We start from the raw sequence: 17,562 nt of genomic DNA on the forward strand, positions 1-17,562 counted from the left end.
TTTTAGGAGAGAGAATGGCCGAAGTAACAGTTAGTGAACTCGCCAAATCGGTTGGTGCCACCGAAGACCGTCTGCTCAAGCAGATGAAAGAAGCGGGTTTGCCTCACACCTCTGTGGATGCAGTGGTGTCAGACGAGGAAAAGCAGGTCTTGCTCAGTTTCCTGAAAAGCAGTCACGGGGAGCAGGGCGCCGCGCCGCGCAAGATCACCTTGAAGCGCAAAACCACAAGCACGCTGAAGACTGGCTCTGGCACCGGCCGCAAGACTGTGAATGTGGAAGTGCGCAAGAAGCGCACTTATGTGAAGCGCCCTCAAGCTGAGCTTGAAACCGTAGCGGCAGGCGAAGAATCGAGCAGCCCCGAGCAGGAAGCGGCAGTCGATGCCCTGCAAAATGAGCAGGAAAGACTGGAGGCCGAAGCCGAACGCGCTCGCGCAGAAGCCGAGGCAGAAGCTGCACGCCTAGCGGCGGAAGAAGAGGCGCTAGCCAAAGCCGAAGCCGAGGCGAAAGCCAAGGCTGAAGCCGAAGCGAAAGCCAAGGCCGAAGCAGAAGCAAAAGCCAAGGCTGAAGCCGAAGCGAAAGCAAGCAATGAAGTAAAAGCCGATCAAGATGCGGCTAAATCAGAGGATAAGACCGCGGAAAACGTAGTGAAAAAGGCAGAGCCCGCCGCACCAATCCGCTCAAGCTACTCAGACGATATCGAGGCAATGCGAATTGCCGCGATGGAGCGTCGCAAGCAGCAGGCTGAGCAGGAAAAGCGTGAACTTGAAGAGAAGAAAGCTAAAGTAGAAGCTGACCGACGCGCAGCCCAGGAAAAGAAAGAGAAAGCTGCACAAGCTGCACAGACAGCCAAGGCTAAGCCAGCACCGGCAAAAAGTGCTGAGAAGACCTCTGAGGTCAAGCCAGCTCTGCGTCGCAAGCTGGAGGCAGCATCTACTGCCCCCGCTGAAGCTGATCGCTCTGAGGATGAGCCGCGTAAACGTCGCGGTCGCCGCTCCAAGTCCGGCCCGAAAAAATCCAGCAAAACCGCTCTGTACGAACAGGCGCTGGAAGTATTTGAGGAAGACGAAGCATCCAAGCGCAGCACGCGCTCCCTGTCTCGTCCGACCTTGAAGGTTAAACCTACGCACGGCTTTAAAAGGCCCACGGAGAAACAGGTGTACGAAGTACAGTTGGGCGAAACCATCACTGTTGGCGAGCTGGCCAAACAGATGAATGTGAAAGCCGGTGACCTGATCAAGCGCCTGATGAAAATGGGCGAGATGGTTACTATCAACCAGAGCCTGGACCGTGAAACTGCACAGCTGATCATCGAAGAGATGGGCCACAAGGTGGTATTCCGCTCTGAGAGCGAGCTGGAGGAAGCGCTGGTTGCCGAGACCCAGGCCAGTGAAGGCACTGAGGTGTCCCGCGCACCGGTAGTTACCGTTATGGGTCACGTTGACCACGGTAAAACCTCCCTGCTGGACTACATCCGTAAGACCAAGGTGGCTTCCGGTGAGGCCGGTGGTATTACCCAGCACATCGGTGCTTACCGTGTGAAAACCAGCCAGGGCGAGATCGCTTTCCTGGATACCCCGGGACACGCCGCCTTTACCGCAATGCGCGCCCGTGGGGCCCAGGCAACTGACGTAGTTATCCTGGTAGTGGCTGCTGACGACGGTGTGATGCCGCAGACTGAAGAAGCTGTGAACCACGCCCGCGCTGCCGGTGTACCGCTGGTTGTTGCAATCAACAAGTGCGACAAAGAAGCTGCCGATCCCGATCGTGTTAAAAACGAGCTGGCTGCGAAAGATGTAATTCCTGAAGACTGGGGCGGTGATACCCAGTTTATCAATGTGTCTGCACACACTGGTGAAGGCATCGACGACCTGCTGGAAGCGATTTCCCTGCAAGCAGAGATGTTGGAGCTGAAGGCCAAGGTCAAGGTACCGGCAACAGGTGTTGTGATCGAATCCCGTCTGGAAAAAGGTCGCGGTGTTGTGGCCACCCTGCTGGTACAGAACGGCGAGCTGAAGCGCGGCGATATCGTACTGGCAGGCCAGAGCTACGGCCGTGTTCGCGCCATGACCAACGAGCTGGGCAAGCAGGTTAAAGAAGCTGGCCCTTCAACTCCGGTTGAGCTGCTGGGTCTGGACACCACACCCAACGCTGGTGACGAGTTCATGGTGGTTGCGGATGAGCGCAGAGCTCGTGAAGTAGCCGAACAGCGCGGTGATAAAGAGCGTCGTGAGCGCATGCAGCGCCAGCAGGCGGCCAAGCTGGAAAACATGTTTGCGAACATGGAAGCCGGCGAGCGCAAAGTACTGCCGGTTGTTATCAAAGCGGACGTTCGCGGCTCCCTGGAAGCTATCCTGGGCGCACTGGCGGATATCGGCAATGAAGAAGTTTCTGTCAACGTCGTGTCCAGCGGTGTAGGTGGTATCGCCGAGAACGATATCAACCTGGCCCTGACCTCCGGCGCTATCGTACTGGGCTTCAACACCCGTGCTGATGTGGCTGCCCGAAAGGTTGCTGAGACAGAAGGCGTAGAGATTCGTTACTACAGCGTGATCTACAACCTGCTCGACGAAGTGAAGCAGGCGCTGTCCGGTATGCTTGATCCGGAAATACGTGAAGAAATCGTGGGCATTGCCCAGGTTCGCGATGTATTCCGCTCACCGAAGTTTGGCGCCATTGCCGGTTGTATGGTTACTGAAGGTACCGTCTACCGCAACAAGCCGATCCGCGTACTGCGCGACAACGTTGTGATCTACCAGGGCGAACTGGAATCCCTGCGTCGCTTCAAAGACGATGTGCAAGATGTGCGCAACGGCATGGAGTGTGGTATCGGGGTTAAGGACTACAACGACGTTAAGTCCGGTGACCAGATCGAAGTTTACGATATCGTTAAGGTTGCTCGCGAACTCTAAGGAGTTCCGCAGCGGATCGAGGATAAACCCGCGCGACGCTAGTCGTGCGGGTTTTCCTGTCTTTAAACCGCCATTCTCAATAGGTAAACAATGGCAAGAGAATTTCATCGCGCAGACCGCGTCGCCGACGCCATGCGCCGCGAGCTGGCCCAGCTGATCCAACACGAGATTCGCGATCCTCGCCTGGGTATGATCAACGTCAATGATGTTGAAGTCAGCCGCGACCTAACCGTTGCTAAAGTTTTTGTCACCCTGGTGGGTGAGGATGATCGCAGCAAAATTAATACCTCTATCGAAGTGCTGAATAAAGCCGCCGGCTTTCTGCGCACGCAGCTTGCGCGCGCAATCCAGATTCGCACTATTCCCCGTTTGCACTTCCGCTACGATGAGACCTCGGTGCGCGGCCAGGCGCTGTCTGCCCTGATCGACAAGGCGGTTAAAGAAGATCGCAAACACCAAGACGACGATAGCGACTCCAACGAAGATTAATCCATGGGCCGCAGACCAAAATGGGGCCGGCCGGTTCACGGCGTGCTGTTATTGAACAAGCCCGCCGGGATTACCGCCAATGACGCCCTGCAAAAAGCCAAACGACTCTTTTTCGCCAATCGCGCCGGTCACACCGGAGCGCTGGACCCCCTGGCAACCGGCGTGTTGCCGATCTGTTTCGGCGAAGCGACCAAGTTTTCCCAGTACCTACTCGATGCGGACAAGCGCTATCGCAGTACTTTTGTTTTCGGTATGACTACAGCCAGTGGCGATGCTGATGGCGATGTACTGGAAACCAAAGATGCTTCCGGTTTGACCGAAGAAGCTGTGCTGAAAGCGATGGAAGCCTTTCGCGGTCCCATCAAGCAAGTGCCGTCCATGTACTCGGCCCTCAAGCACAAGGGGCAGCCGCTGTATAAGTTGGCACGACAGGGCTTGGAAGTGGAACGCGAGGCGCGGGAAGTAGAGATTTTTGAATTTGAACTGCTGAGCTTTACACCGGGCGCTCAGCCCCGTGCAGAAGTTGAAGTTCACTGCTCCAAGGGCACTTATATTCGCAGTATTGCCGAAGACCTGGGTCAGGCCCTGGGTGTCGGTGCCTATGTGGAAGAGTTGCACCGCAGCGCAGCCGGTCCCTACGTCGAGGCCGATTCAGTGACTCTGGATGAGCTCACCGCGGAGCGCGGTGAGGGCATGGCGGAGGAGTTGGATCACCACCTGTTATCGGTGGATTCTCCTGCCTCCTCGCTGCCCAAACTCACCCTTCCGGACGAGTCTGGTTACTATGTGCGTCAGGGGCAGCCGGTAATGGATTTGCAGGTCTACCGTATCGGTGAAGAAGGTGATATGGTGCGCCTCTTCCTGGAAAATGGCGATTTTCTGGGCGTAGGAGAAATTACTGACGACGGGTGCGTAGCGCCTCGGCGTCTGGTAAGTAGTACTTAAGCAGAAAACGCTATATTGGTGAGAGCCGATAGCGGTTGATGTGAGAGTATTGCAGTGGACTAAGTCCACAACAGTGAGTAGCTGGTCTGTAAATATGCACGGGCCAGCCGAATCTTTTAAAGCATATTACGACGAGGTTAATCGTTATGGCACTGTCTGCAGTAGAAAAAGCAGCAATCCTGAAAGAGCACGGCCAATCTGAAGGCAACACCGGTTCTCCGGAAGTCCAGGTAGCCCTGCTGACTGCCAACATCAACAAACTGCAGGGTCACTTCTCTGCGCACAAGCAGGATCACCACTCTCGCCGTGGTCTGATCCGCATGGTAAACCAGCGTCGCAAGCTACTGGACTACCTGAAGCGCAAGGATCTGAACCGTTACGCACAGCTGATCGCTAAGCTCGGCCTGCGTCGCTAAGACCCTGGAATGCCCGCCTCTGGCGGGCTTTCTTCTTTAATGCTTGCTGAAAAGTGGCGCTGTTGTCACTTTTCGGCAGTTTCGCAACACAACCCCAGGGGCAAATATCCCGGCGGATGTGCTGCGTTTGCACCGGCCACCCGGGTCGGTAGCGGTACATCCCCGTATCGCTCTGGATTGAAGGTTTGGAACTTCTATCCAGGCAACCACTGTAGGGGTTACTGGAATGGGCCAGTAACCGTAAGGAAATAGGAAAAAAACTAGTGAATCCAGTAAGCAAAACTTTCCAATACGGACAACACCAAGTCACCATCGAGACCGGCCGTATCGCGCGCCAGGCTACCGGTGCTGCCCTGGTTAGCATGGGAGAGACTGTCGTCCTGTGTACTGTTGTCGGCGCTAAAGAAGCCAAGCCAGATCAGGGCTTCTTCCCGTTGTCCGTGCACTATCAAGAAAAAGCCTACGCGGCTGGCAAAATTCCCGGTGGTTTCTTCAAGCGTGAAGGCCGCCCGTCTGAAAAAGAAACCCTGACTTCCCGTCTGATCGATCGCCCGATCCGCCCGCTGTTCCCGAACGGCTTTATGAACGAAGTTCAGGTGATGTGTACTGTTCTCTCCGCTGAGAAGGACATGGACCCGGATATCGCTGCCATGATCGGCACTTCTGCAGCGCTGTCTGTTTCCGGTATTCCTTTCGCAGGCCCAATCGGTGCTGCGCGCGTGGGTTACACCCAGCAAGACGGCTACCTGCTGAACCCGGGCTACGAAGCTCTGAAGACCTCCGAGCTGGACATGGTCGTTGCCGGTACCAAAGACGCCGTACTGATGGTGGAGTCCGAAGCCCAGGAGCTGCCGGAAGACATCATGCTGGGTGCGGTACTCTACGCACACCAGGAAATGCAGGCCATTATCAAGGTTTGTGAAGAGTTGAAAGCGGAAGCGGGCAAGCCCCAGTGGGACTGGCAGGCTCCGGCGGAAAACACCGAGCTGAAAGCTGCCCTGGACGCTCAGTTTGGCGAAAAGGTTGCCGAAGCCTACCGCATCACCAACAAGCAAGAGCGCAGCACCCGCCTGGCGGAACTGCGCAGCGAAGCCGCTGAAGCCCTGGCTACTGAAGAAATTAGCGCCGATCTGGTAAAAAGCTACTTCGGCAAGCTGGAGAAGAAGCTGGTGCGCGGCGCTGTAGTGCGTGGCGAGCCTCGTATCGACGGTCGCGACAGCAAAACTGTACGTTCGATCGCTGTGGAAGTTGGCGCTCTGCCCAAATCCCACGGCTCTGCGCTGTTCACCCGTGGTGAGACCCAGGCTCTGGTAGTGGCTACCCTCGGTTCCACTGGCGATGCACAGATCATCGACGCCCTGGAAGGTGAGCGCAAAGACTACTTTATGCTGCACTACAACTTCCCTCCCTACTCTGTAGGTGAAGCGGGTCGTGTAGGTGCTACCGGTCGTCGCGAAATCGGTCACGGCCGTCTCGCTCGCCGCGGTATCGCTGCAGTTCTGCCGAGCCCGGATAGCTTCCCCTACACCGTGCGTGTAGTTTCCGAGATCACTGAATCCAACGGTTCCAGCTCCATGGCTTCCGTATGTGGTTCCAGCCTGGCGCTGATGGATGCGGGTGTTCCGCTGAAGGCACCGGTAGCCGGTATCGCTATGGGTCTGGTGAAGGAAGAAGAAGGCTACGCGGTTCTGACCGATATCCTCGGTGACGAGGACCACCTCGGCGATATGGACTTCAAAGTAGCGGGTACCGCCTCTGGTGTGACCGCGCTGCAGATGGACATCAAGATCGAAGGTATTACCGAAGAGATCATGGAGACCGCTCTGGAGCAGGCTCTGCACGCGCGTCTGCACATCCTCGCGGAAATGAACAAGGTGATCGACTCTTCCCGTACCACCGTGAATGAGAACGCACCGCGCTACGCGACCCTGAAGATCCACCCGGACAAGATCCGCGACGTGATCGGTAAGGGCGGTGCGACTATCCGCTCCATCACTGAAGAGACCGGCGCCTCCATTGATATCGAAGATGACGGCACTATCAAGGTCTTCGGTGAAGACGGTGAGAGCCTGGAAGCGGCGGTAACCCGCATCGAGGAGATCACTGCGGAAGCTGAGATTGGCGCTATCTACGAAGGTACCGTGGTACGTATCGTAGACTTCGGTGCGTTCGTTAACTTCCTGCCGGGCAAAGACGGTCTGGTGCATATCTCCCAGATCGCTGAAGAGCGCGTAAATGCCGTAACTGATTACCTGAGTGAAGGTGAGAAGATTAAGGTTAAGGTACTCGACGTTGACCAGCGTGGACGTATCAAGCTTTCTATCAAGGAAGCTAAGGCCGATGCAGCTGCCGCTGAAGAAGCCAAGCAAGCTTCCGACGAAGCTTAAGTCTACGGACTGAAAAAACCCGGCTTAAAAGCCGGGTTTTTTTGTATCTGCCGAAGCGGAATTGTCGCTTATTACCGGTTTTCTATTAGAATTCTGGAAAAAAAGGGCAAAACATTGGACAACTTCTGGCTGATCGACATTCTCCTCACCCTCGCCGCACTGCTGATTGCCAATCAGTACTGGCGTCTTACCAATGATCGCTTCCAATCAGCTGCACTCTTGGTGATAGCGGGTCTCCTATTTATCGCTGTCTCCGCGATTGTCGGTGCCTATCGCTACGGTATTGATCCCGGGGCAACCCAATTACACCGGGCTTTACTGCAACTATCCGGGTTTAGTTCGCTGTTGCTAATTGGAATGGGGTTGGTTTGGGCACGTTTCGAGATAGGTATTGGACAGAGTACCCGGGGACCCGCTTATGTAGCGCTGGTGCTGGTGCTGGCCTCATCTATAGGCGTCTCGGAAAGTGGCAGGTTATCGCCGCAGGAAGTGACTGAGGTGTTTTCCGCCCTGGGGCTTCTATTGTGGCTGTGGGTTGCAATGATGGAATTGATGTCACCGCGACGACTCTTGCCACCAGGCCCTTTGTTATTGGGGGCAGGGGCAGTAGTCATTGCAATGGATGGTTTGTTTGTGGGTACCGGGGCTCCTCGGGTATTGGGCTTGGCGCGTACAAACTGGTTCCACCTACTGCTGGGCCTTTCGCTGTTTTCACTGTTGGCTGCCCGCCCGTTATTTGAAAAGGAAAATAATTCAAATGAATAAAGTTACTACTGAACTTCGCGGAGGTTGCCACTGTGGCGCTATTCGCTATCGGGCGCGGCACGAGCGCGACTCAGGGGAGAAACTGGTAGCCCATGCGTGCAATTGCTCGATGTGTGAGAAAGTGGGTTTTCTGCACGTCATTATTCCCGCTGAAAACTTTAAGCTGGAGTCTGGGGAAAAAGACCTGGATTGTTATACGTTTAATACGGGAGTGGCCAAGCACCTGTTTTGTCGCCATTGCGGCGTTAAGTCTTTTTATGTGCCGCGCTCCAACCCGGATGGCTATAGTCTTAATGCGCGCTGTTTTGATGAGAGACCCGGAGGCTTGGAGGTAGAACCTTTCGATGGTCAAAACTGGGAGCAGAACGCCGCAGAGCTGGCCCATCTCAGTAAATAAATCGCGCAAAGAAAGTGATGCTCCAATCAATATCAGGTGATATGAGAGCCTATGGAAACTGGTCTGGTCTACGCTGTCTTACTCGATCGCAAAGGCTCGGGCCGAGAGCTTTCCTGGGCAGAGGTGAAATCCTGGCAACCTGATCAGGGAATTCTCTGGCTGCATTTTGACTACGACAGCACCAACACCGTCGAGTGGCTGCAACAGGATAGTGGACTCACAGCTACGGCGATAGAGACCCTGTCTGCGAAGACAACGCGCCCCTGTGTAATGACTGTGGATCAGGGGCTGATGTTGGCTATGTACGGCATTGAGCGAAAATCCAAACCGCGCGCAAAGGATATGATCGCCATTCGCATTTGGGCCGAGGAAAACCGTATTATCAGTACCGGCCGACGGAAGTTGCTTTCAGAGGATGACTTGCTTTCTCGCTTGCGCAGTGGCTTTGGTCCCCGTGGAACTGCGGCTCTTTTGATGTCCCTGGCAGATCTGTTGGTCTTGCGTATGTGTGATCGGGCCGAAGACTTCGAAGAAAAAATCGATGACCTGGAAAACCTGTTATTAGATAAGGGAGGTTCGGAGCTTTCTTCCCTACTGGTTCGGCTGCGCAAGAGAACTATCGTATTGCGACGCTACTTATGCCTGCAGCGGGAGGTGCTCGGGCGTTTGCAGCAGGAATCCCTATCGTGGTTTGATGAGCACAGCCACGCCCTCTTGGGAGAGGTAAATGATCGGTTGCAGCGCCATATCGACGATATCGATGCAGTAAGGGAGCGCGCGGCAATCGCTCAGGAGGAATTGTTGAGTCGCACTTCGGATCAGTTGAATAGTCGTATGTATGTACTATCAGTGGTGGCGGCAGTTTTTCTACCGCTGAGCTTTCTCACTGGATTGTTTGGGATTAATGTCGGCGGTATTCCCTGGGGGCAGTCGTCATTGGGCTTTATTGCTTTTTGCATCTTGCTGGTGGTGGCATTGGCTGGGCAGATCGCTTTGTTTTACTGGAAAAAGTGGTTGTAGTTATCTTTTGAAGTATCCTAGCTAAATAGGTTATTTCAGTTATCTGGGCTGCCAATCAGCCACGAAACCCTATAGACCTTACGATTCGATCAGCATTCGCCATAATGGTAAAGGTGATGGTTGAGCCTGCAATATTGGGAAAGTTGGCAGAATCCACAATATGGACATTTTTAAAGTGTGCCGGCCTTCCTAAGAGGTCTGAGCGGAATATCTCATGTTTTCCTCCCATCGGGAAACTGCCACCAAGGTGGAAGCTTTTGCCTGGTGGTAGTACGGTGAGAAAGAAGGGGGGGACCATACCAAGCCTTATCAGTGAACGCCTTATTAAAGACTGTGTTCTTTGGGCGATTTCTCGGGCTCTCGTATTTTCAATTCCTCTTATTTCTATTGAAGAGCTATCTGCTTGTTTGTCGGTTAAAGTTAGTTCCAATGAGTCAGAATCCTCAGAGGACATAAAACCCTGAATTACGTATAAGCGATCCAAGGCGACTTGCTCTGGGAAAAGGGGGGGAAGTAGAGATATTAATTGCTCTTCAATAATTTGGCTTCGACCGTAAAGTTGAAGGTGTATTTGTTCAGGGCTTATGTTTGGATTGTCAATCTCTAAAAAGATTTCTGCGAGGGTAAACTCGATCTCATATCGATATCCTTTGTAGAGAAAGAGGGGGAAGAAAAAATACTGGCTGTTTTTTATTTTTATTGGAGTGTTTAATAGATTGAGGGATCTTGCCAGTATTGTGGTTGTGGCAAATTGGCCGGTTGCGAGAAATACTTTCTGTGCAGTAATTTTTTTTATTTTGCTATTGGTTATATCAACTGCAATCACGTCTACTCCTTGATTTGTTTCATGAATCTCCAGGACAAGAAGACCTTTATGTATGGTGAGTTTGTCTTTTTGTAGTTTTTCAAACAAGTATTTAGGGTTGAAAATAGATTGGTATGGGCATCCGTCAAAGCAGTGGCCGCAATACCTGCATCCATACTCCCCCTTGCTTGCATCTACCGCTAAGCGGGCTCGACCAAATTCAATGCCACTCCTCTGGAGACTACTTTCAATAGACTTCAATTTTTTCAATAAGAAATCTGTCGGCGCATTTCTCTTGATGGCAGTAAAGTTATTAGGGAATAGTGGATACTTTTTGTTGAGATTGTCTATCTCCGCACTTATAGGCATATAGCGGAGTACATTCTTGTAGGATGGCGTTAGTTCATTTAAGGAAATAGGCCAATTCGCTAGCTGACTTTCACTGTAGGGCATGATAGCTGCACCCCATACGTTCCCAAGCCCACCAAAGCCATGGGAGAACTCTGTATTACAGTTTTTTGTCGTAATGCTGAGAGGTTTTGGTACTCTGTATGGAAAGTCAGACCCAAATAGATATCTTCTTTCCAGGCCTTTTCGGGAGGCTATTGGGTGTGGAAATAGTTTATCTTTTTCCTCCTGAGTCCATGCATCAACGTTTTTTTGAGATAAGATATTAACTTGGCGTTTGATATCGTCTTCAAGGTCATATGAAACATCAACGACTTCAACTTCTTGCCCAATATCTTGCAATGCCTTGACTGTAGCGATACTCGCAGGACCACTTCCGACAACTAGGTTCTTAATCCTGTCCACTGAAAGCCCTTCCCGCCAAGCATGCGGTTTATGCGTGGGTTAAAGTTCTCCTCAATAAGCAAAATTGTAGCTGGATTGGGTTTTCAGTCCGGTGTCGTTCACTTTGTCGGTAAATTGGTTAAGCCCCTACCGATCCCCTGCGGAAGAGGCTGTGTGCCGCTCGTTTAGTGTTTAACCCATGAGAAGTCTACAAATACTGGGTCGTGGTCGCTCAGCCCTATGTACTCTGCGGAGCCAATGTAGTAATTGGTTACGTCCAGCGTGTAATTGGGGTTGTTATTAATAACGACGACATGATCGGTATCGTCCTGAAGTTCATCAGCACAGGCTTCCAAGCTGGTGTCGCTGCCAGATAGCATATATTGGCAGGCATGCTTGCCGCCGGTTTTGGCAAAAAATGCTTTCCAAGTTTGGTAGTTTGTACCGCGCCAGTCGTCGTCATTTTCATCAAACGCCATATTGAAGTCACCGGCTAATATGACTGTGGCATTACTAGAATGGGCGACGATCATATCGGCAATCTGGTCGAGTTGCTTGGCTTTGGCATTTAGGTCATCGTCTTGGTGTCCTGCATCCATATGGGTGTTGTACACATGGACATGGAAGTTTTTGGTCACTTCAACTTTTGCTACGGTAAAGCCTTTTTCGGTATCACAGTCATTACCTGCGCACTTATCAAAAGTTTCCTCCTCATAAGTGGCGAAGGTGTAGTCGTCGTCATCGCGATTATCTCGGTCAAACGGAAACTTGGAAAAGGTCAGCAGGCCATTGCCAAAGCTGGTACCAGTGCCTTTCCAGTGTTTGGAGCGATAGGGGACTGTATCGTTATCGAGCTTGTCGTCGTCGTCCAGATAATTGGCCTTGGTTTTGCTCCAAGCCTCCTGCATCAACCAGAGGTCTTTGGGGTTATTATCAAAAGTGTTAATAATTTGTTTGAAGTCAGACTTGCTGTTGCCGCCTATACACTCCAAAAATCCATCCATGTTGTAGACGATCATGTCAAAGCTGCCTGAATTGGCATCGGCAAATTCAGTGTCACCGTATTCATAGCCGTCCAGGTCTTTTGAGCCGGTATCGTCGACATCATCAATAAATTCAAACCAGTTACAAGAAGTAATTGCATCCCAAACGTCTTCAAAGTCTACTGCTGCGGCGGAATGGCTGAATAGAAGTGTGAGTGAAAAAAGTATTCTTTTTATCATTATTGCTCTCCAACTTTGTTGTTACCGACGGTTTTGTAGTGGGGTCGAAAATTGGGGCGTTTCTCTGGCGGCCCCTTTGTTTTCGATGGAGGGGATGATGGATAGCGTAGATTACAAATTGGAGTAAAGGAGGTTTTTTTTATTTTATTTTTCTGTAAGGGCGGCGCGAATTATTTTTTTCATAAAAAAATAATAAAAATCACCAAAGTTGTATATTTTTATGCAGGTAATAATTGATTCGTTAGGCGGGTTAAGCAGGATCGGGAAGTATTATTTAGAGTGATCTGAAGGCCGTAGAAAAATTACAAAATTCTTTAGGACCGTTTAAATGGTTCCATCCGTGGAGCCAAGGCACTCAATGAGTGGCGGTAAAGGGATAGTTGATCGACGAGTGCTGGTTAACCAAAGATAGTGACCATTTGGCGGGAGAGGGCGGTTAAACGTCCATCGGCATCCCATAAGCGGGCCTGTATTACTGCGTAGCCATCCTCGGCCTGTTCCACTTCGGCCTCGTATTGCCACCAGTCAGAAGCGGTGCGCTCTGGGAGTGGCTCCATAAACTCCACTGTCCATGTTAATGAGCTGGCGGGAGCCGGCTCTTTCATCATCGGGAGTGTCGCCGGTGGCCAGGCATCGATCAGTGCGAGTAAGTGGCTGATACCAGTATGGCTCTCACTGCCATCCTTAAATCGTACCCAGCCACCTAAAACTCTCTCTTTCGCGCCGCTGAAAGGCAGGCCCCCACATGCGATACGGTAATCGAACTTCTGTGTAAATTCCGGCACTACACCTTCAATATAGGGCAGGGGCAGGCATTTATCCGGGGTGGGGTACTCCGGTGCTAAGGGACCTTTGGCGAGAACGGATGACTCCCTGCCGCGACCAAAACTGGCGAGGCCCGCCAGCATAACGGCACCATTCTGATCGAGGTGCCCCTGTACCTGAGTGACAGAGCGGCCTGCGCGAAGGACATCCGCGCGGGTGTTAATCTCCCCCGGGGCAACCGGGCCTACGAATGAGGTGGTAAAAGAGCGCAAGCTGCTGTCAGAAGGCAGCTCTGAAGCCATCTGCTCATACAGCATTGCGGCTACAAGGCCGCCAAATGTAGCTCGCCCCTGGGTCCAGCCTTCGGGCACAGAAGTGGCGCCATTGGTCGAGAGCCAATCCTGGATTAGTTGGTCGAAAGTCATAGTGTTACCGCTTGAGAGCGGCAGGTGGGACCTGCCGCAGAAAAATACCGGGTGAGAAGCACCCGGATGAGGGGAGTATTATTTAAATATGTGTTCCTCGCCGGGGAAAACGCCTTGTTTGACGTCCTCGGCGTATTTGCGCAGGGCCCCGGGAATATCCTCGGCCTCTACCAGGAAGTTTTTGGAAAACTTGGGGGGCTGTTGGGTGAGGCCCAGGATGTCATTGATTACCAGTACCTGGGCATCGCAGTCGCGGCCCGCGCCTATGCCGATGGTGGGCATGGATACGGCTTCGGTAATACGCTTTGCCAGGTCGGCGGGAACACATTCCAGCACCAACAGATCAGCTCCGGCTTCGTCGAGTTGCAAGGCGTCTTCGAGAATTTGCTTGGCGTGTTCTTCGTCGCGCCCCTGAACGCGATAGCCTCCCAGTTTGTGTACTGATTGAGGAGTGAGGCCCAGGTGGGCGCAAACGGGAATACCGCGATCAGTAAGGATCTTCACGGTGTCGGCGAGCCAGGCGCCTCCCTCAATCTTCACCATATGTGCACCGGCCTGCATGATCCGGGTTGCATTCTGGAGTGCCTGCTCTGGGGTGGCGTAGGTCATAAACGGCATATCCCCCATAATCAGGGACTTCTTATTGCCGCGCGCGACCGCCTCGACGTGGTAAATCATTTGCTCCATCGTCACTGGCACGGTGCTGTCGTAACCCAGCACGGTCATGCCCAGGGAATCTCCGACGAGCAGTGTCTCAACCCCGGACTTTTGTGCCATCGCAGCCATAGGGGCATCGTAGAGAGCAACGGTAATAAACTTCTCACCATTCGCTTTCATTTTTCGCAGGGTTTGAACGGTTACGAGCTTTTCTAATTCAGAGGGTGCATACATAACGATTAACTTCCTGGGTTGTAATAGTGCCGGCCACTGGTGATCGTGAACAGATATTCGACCAGCTGTTGGTAGTCCTCTGGGCTATCGACAATGTCGATCTCCTCGGTATTGACGATGAGTAGAGGCGCCTCATCGTAAAAATGGAAAAAGCGGGTGTAGGCGTTGTTGAGGGTGGCGAGGTACTCATTGCTTATCGCCTGCTCAGCCGGGATTCCCCGATTGCGGATTCGGGCTTGCAGCACATCGAGGGGGGCTTGCAAATAGATCACCAGGTCCGGCTTGGGTGCTTCCAGGGTGAGATGTTTGTACACCTGTTGGTACAGGTGCAGCTCATCCTTATCCAGGGTGACTTCAGCAAACAGCTGGTCCTTTTCGATCAAAAAGTCCGACACCCGCACCGGCTCAAAGATATCGTCCTGCCGCAGTGCCTGGATTTGCTGTGATCGCTGGAGGAGAAAGTGCAGCTGGGTGGGCAGTGCGGCATTTTGGGGGTCCCGGTAGAAACGCTCCAAAAAGGGGTTCTCCTCGGGTAATTCCAACAGCGTGTCGTAATTGAATGTGGAGGCCAGCTTCTTTGCCAGTGTGGTTTTTCCCACACCAATATTGCCTTCCACCGCGATAAACTTAGGCGGTGTTTTATTGGACAGGTTGAGTTCAGCTGTGCTGGTCTCGGGTTTTTCGATAACCACTTGAGCGACTCCTCTTTGTCTGGGGTCTTCCCTGATGAGTTGCAAACGCAAAAGTACTATTGAGAGGGCCGCCCGTCGAGTAGTTGGGGAGCCTCAGTCGATCAAACCTTTTCCAGGCGGTTTTCCGGGCAGCCCTGTAAGAGTGCTGGCAGGGCTCCCAATCCGGGCAGTTCCATCGCGGGAGCCAGTTCAGAAAGGGGTAGCAGTACGAAGTTGCGCTCGGCCATGCGCGGGTGTGGGACCTGTAGGCGGGGCTCATCGATTTGAGATTCCCCAAACAGCAGGATATCCAGGTCCAGGGTGCGGGCGCCCCAGCGGATGGAGCGCTCGCGCCCGTGGGACAGCTCGATAGATTGGAGCTGGTCCAGTAGTGCTAGCGGGGACAGTGCTGTTTTCAATGCTGCGACGGCATTGATGTAATCGGGTTGATCGCCGGGGCCGACTGGGGCGCTTCGGTAAAAGCTCGAACACTCCAATAATTCTGTACTGGGGATTCGTTCCATGGCCGATAGGGCGCTGCGCAGTTGTTTGCCGGGCTCTGCCAGGTTACTGCCCAGGCCGATGTATACCGTTTCCATTACTGTTCTGCTCTCGGCTTGCGACGGCGGCCGCGAGAGTTACGGTTGCGGCGCCCACCGCTGCCTGTGCGCTGTAGCTTGCGCACCATTTGCTGGCGCTGCTCATCGTCGGCCTGTTGGAAGTCGGTCCACCATTTGCCCAGGCCCGCTTCAATCTCGCCACTTTCTTCCCGCAGCAACAGGAAGTCGTAGGCGGCGCGGAAACGGGGGTGCTCCTGTAAGCGCTGGGCCCGGCTGCCACCGCGCTGGGGCAGGCGCTGTTGCAGGTCCCAGATTTCCCGCATGGGGATTGAGAAGCGCTTGGGAATAGCGGTGTGGGCCAGCTGTGAACTGGTAACTTTTTGTGCCGCTTGGGCCAGCGCTGGCGCTGGTGGGGTGCCCTTGGCAATCAGCTTTTGTTGCTCGGTGCTCACCGCAGGCCAGAGTAGGGCGGCGTAGAGGAACGCTGGGGTAACACGCATATCGGCGCGGATACGTTGGTCCGTGTTGCGCAGGGCTTGCTGGGATAGTTTCAGGGCCGCGTTGTTGGCCTCAATTTGTGCGGCGTTGTCCGGGAACAGGTGTTGCCAGAGCTGGTACTGGCGCAGCAGCTCAAAGGTGCGCTCTCCGTGGCCACTCATCAGCAGCTTGAGAATCTCATCGAACAGGCGAGCCGGGGCAATATTACGTAACAGTGGCGCCAGCTCGTGCAGGGGAGCTTCCGTCTTGCCTTCAATAGTGAAATCCAACTTGGCGGCGAAGCGCACTGCGCGCAGCATGCGCACCGGGTCTTCCTTGTAGCGGACCTCCGGGGAGCCGATCATTCGAATCAGGCGCTTTTCAATATCCTCGACACCGCCGGTGTAGTCGTGGATTTCGAACCCTTTGGTGGTGTAGTAGAGCGCATTGACCGTGAAATCCCGACGCATGGCATCACTTTCCAGGTCGCCATAGACATTGTCACGCAGCAGCATACCGTGTTCGGACTGCTTGGCTTCGTGAGTCTCGCCATCGCTGTGGTGACCGCGGAAGGTAGTCACTTCGATAACTTCACGGCCTATACGGGCGTGCAGGATGCGAAAGCGGCGGCCGACAATGCGGGCGCCGCGAAACAGCACCTTGGCCTGCTCTGGAGTGGCGTCGGTGGCCACATCGAAATCCTTGGGGTGGCCGCCGAGCATCAGGTCGCGCACACCTCCACCTACGATATACGCCTGGTATCCGGCATCCTGAAGGCGCTTCATAACTGTTAAGGCCGCGCGGCTGATTTCTCGGCGCGAGATGCTGTGGTCGTTGCGGGCGATAACCCTGGGGCCTTTACTGGCCGGCTTGCGCCAGCGTTTGATACTACTAATCAGGTTGTTGAGCATACGGCTGTCTATGTTGACTGCTGCCATTTAGGGATGGCCGGGAAAGCCCCGCTGTGCTTGGCCACGCATTGGTTGGCGGCCTGTATAAGTGGTGGTCCCTCTGGGGAGATTCACGATGGCACTGCTGGAGCCTCTATACCTGGGCTACCCCAGGAGCGAGTCCGGAAAGGAGCCTCAGTGGCTGTTTATCCTCAGAGATCGGGACTCGCGGGCGCGATTCTAACACACGCAAAGGAATGCGCCCGCAATATGCGGGTGCCTGTAAGTTCGGGGGAAAAGAAATATGGGAATTATTATTACCAGTATGAAGGCAGCGGCTTCCTTGCGCTCTCAATTTGCTTTCAAGCAAACACCCTCTCCCAGGTACAGTTCAGTCAGTTTGCAACGCGCTTGTTGTTATTCTTATTCTTCTTGAGTTTTATTGTTATTGTTTATTGTTGTTCTTGCGGTTTTGGCCACTCATTGCTTTTATTGTCGGCCGCCCCATTATTTTTATTATGTTTCGCCCCGCTTATTGTTAGTTGTTATAGGGCATTTAACAGTCATTTATTTTTATTGTTGGCTGTTTTCAATTTTTGTACTAAGAGTAAAGCACTTAGTATGCCAACTTTTAAAAATCCTTATAAATCAATAAGTTACGATCTTTACGAAATTTGACGGAACTTTTCTGAGAGCCATTGCGTTACGGAAGGTGCGAGAGTTGTTACTTCTGGG

Annotated in this window: 16 protein-coding genes; 9 read left to right on the plus strand and 7 right to left on the minus strand. The window is 53.1% G+C overall.

Annotated elements, in window-relative coordinates; translation table 11 throughout:
- Nucleotides 1–14 precede the first annotated feature (14 nt).
- The 8 genes from infB to ACYX4J_RS03330 all read left to right on the plus strand — a co-directional run bounded on the left by infB (nt 15) and on the right by ACYX4J_RS03330 (nt 9,328).
- Nucleotides 15–2,909 carry a translation initiation factor IF-2 gene (gene infB, locus ACYX4J_RS03295; protein ID WP_444940850.1) on the plus strand — a complete coding sequence of 965 codons (2,895 nt, stop codon included), beginning with the start codon at nt 15–17 and terminating at the stop codon, nt 2,907–2,909.
- Between the two features lie 90 nt (nt 2,910–2,999).
- Nucleotides 3,000–3,398, plus strand: a complete 399-nt coding sequence (gene rbfA, locus ACYX4J_RS03300) for a 30S ribosome-binding factor RbfA (protein WP_108734361.1) — start codon at nt 3,000–3,002, stop codon at nt 3,396–3,398.
- Nucleotides 3,399–3,401: 3 nt separating this feature from the next.
- On the plus strand, nt 3,402–4,343 hold the full coding sequence (gene truB / locus ACYX4J_RS03305) for a tRNA pseudouridine(55) synthase TruB (RefSeq protein ID WP_108734360.1): 942 nt from the start codon (nt 3,402–3,404) through the stop codon (nt 4,341–4,343).
- A gap of 146 nt (nt 4,344–4,489) precedes the next feature.
- Complete coding sequence (gene rpsO, locus ACYX4J_RS03310) at nt 4,490–4,759, plus strand: 30S ribosomal protein S15 (RefSeq protein ID WP_476177900.1); 270 nt, start codon at nt 4,490–4,492, stop codon at nt 4,757–4,759.
- A gap of 263 nt (nt 4,760–5,022) precedes the next feature.
- Nucleotides 5,023–7,146 carry a polyribonucleotide nucleotidyltransferase gene (pnp, locus tag ACYX4J_RS03315; protein WP_444911446.1) on the plus strand — a complete coding sequence of 708 codons (2,124 nt, stop codon included), beginning with the start codon at nt 5,023–5,025 and terminating at the stop codon, nt 7,144–7,146.
- Nucleotides 7,147–7,260: 114 nt separating this feature from the next.
- Nucleotides 7,261–7,911: a hypothetical protein gene (locus ACYX4J_RS03320; protein WP_476177901.1), complete on the plus strand. Its 651-nt coding sequence runs from the start codon at nt 7,261–7,263 to the stop codon at nt 7,909–7,911.
- Nucleotides 7,904–8,308, plus strand: a complete 405-nt coding sequence (locus ACYX4J_RS03325; protein WP_476177902.1) for a GFA family protein — start codon at nt 7,904–7,906, stop codon at nt 8,306–8,308. The genes ACYX4J_RS03320 and ACYX4J_RS03325 overlap by 8 nt, the downstream gene beginning before the upstream one ends.
- A 51-nt stretch (nt 8,309–8,359) precedes the next feature.
- Nucleotides 8,360–9,328, plus strand: a complete 969-nt coding sequence (locus ACYX4J_RS03330) for a zinc transporter ZntB (RefSeq protein WP_444918103.1) — start codon at nt 8,360–8,362, stop codon at nt 9,326–9,328.
- A gap of 55 nt (nt 9,329–9,383) precedes the next feature.
- Here the strand turns inward: ACYX4J_RS03330 and ACYX4J_RS03335 are convergent, their stop codons facing one another.
- The 7 genes from ACYX4J_RS03335 to pcnB all read right to left on the minus strand — a co-directional run bounded on the left by ACYX4J_RS03335 (nt 9,384) and on the right by pcnB (nt 16,875).
- Nucleotides 9,384–10,946 carry a hypothetical protein gene (locus ACYX4J_RS03335; protein WP_476177903.1) on the minus strand — a complete coding sequence of 521 codons (1,563 nt, stop codon included), beginning with the start codon at nt 10,944–10,946 and terminating at the stop codon, nt 9,384–9,386.
- 164 nt (nt 10,947–11,110) lie between these two features.
- Complete coding sequence (locus tag ACYX4J_RS03340; protein ID WP_476177904.1) at nt 11,111–12,148, minus strand: endonuclease/exonuclease/phosphatase family protein; 1,038 nt, start codon at nt 12,146–12,148, stop codon at nt 11,111–11,113.
- Nucleotides 12,149–12,546: 398 nt separating this feature from the next.
- Nucleotides 12,547–13,338, minus strand: coding sequence for an acyl-CoA thioesterase (locus ACYX4J_RS03345; protein ID WP_475711968.1), 792 nt, complete (start codon nt 13,336–13,338; stop codon nt 12,547–12,549).
- Between the two features lie 78 nt (nt 13,339–13,416).
- Nucleotides 13,417–14,229: a 3-methyl-2-oxobutanoate hydroxymethyltransferase gene (panB, locus tag ACYX4J_RS03350; RefSeq protein ID WP_413663177.1), complete on the minus strand. Its 813-nt coding sequence runs from the start codon at nt 14,227–14,229 to the stop codon at nt 13,417–13,419.
- A 5-nt stretch (nt 14,230–14,234) separates the two neighbouring features.
- A complete protein-coding gene (locus ACYX4J_RS03355) occupies nt 14,235–14,921 on the minus strand; it encodes a deoxynucleoside kinase (protein ID WP_444915629.1) in 687 nt (228 codons plus the stop codon).
- A gap of 101 nt (nt 14,922–15,022) precedes the next feature.
- The gene (gene folK / locus ACYX4J_RS03360; RefSeq protein WP_445361196.1) at nt 15,023–15,499 is read right to left on the minus strand and encodes a 2-amino-4-hydroxy-6-hydroxymethyldihydropteridine diphosphokinase; all 477 of its coding nucleotides are present in this window, start codon (nt 15,497–15,499) and stop codon (nt 15,023–15,025) included.
- On the minus strand, nt 15,499–16,875 hold the full coding sequence (gene pcnB / locus ACYX4J_RS03365) for a polynucleotide adenylyltransferase PcnB (RefSeq protein ID WP_444918100.1): 1,377 nt from the start codon (nt 16,873–16,875) through the stop codon (nt 15,499–15,501). The genes folK and pcnB overlap by 1 nt, the downstream gene beginning before the upstream one ends.
- Nucleotides 16,876–16,881: 6 nt before the next feature.
- Here pcnB and ACYX4J_RS03370 point away from each other — a divergent pair, with 6 nt between their 5' ends.
- Nucleotides 16,882–17,505, plus strand: coding sequence for a hypothetical protein (locus ACYX4J_RS03370; RefSeq protein WP_475711969.1), 624 nt, complete (start codon nt 16,882–16,884; stop codon nt 17,503–17,505).
- Nucleotides 17,506–17,562 lie beyond the last annotated feature (57 nt).

This window comes from Microbulbifer sp. ABM4_008, assembly GCF_056311705.1.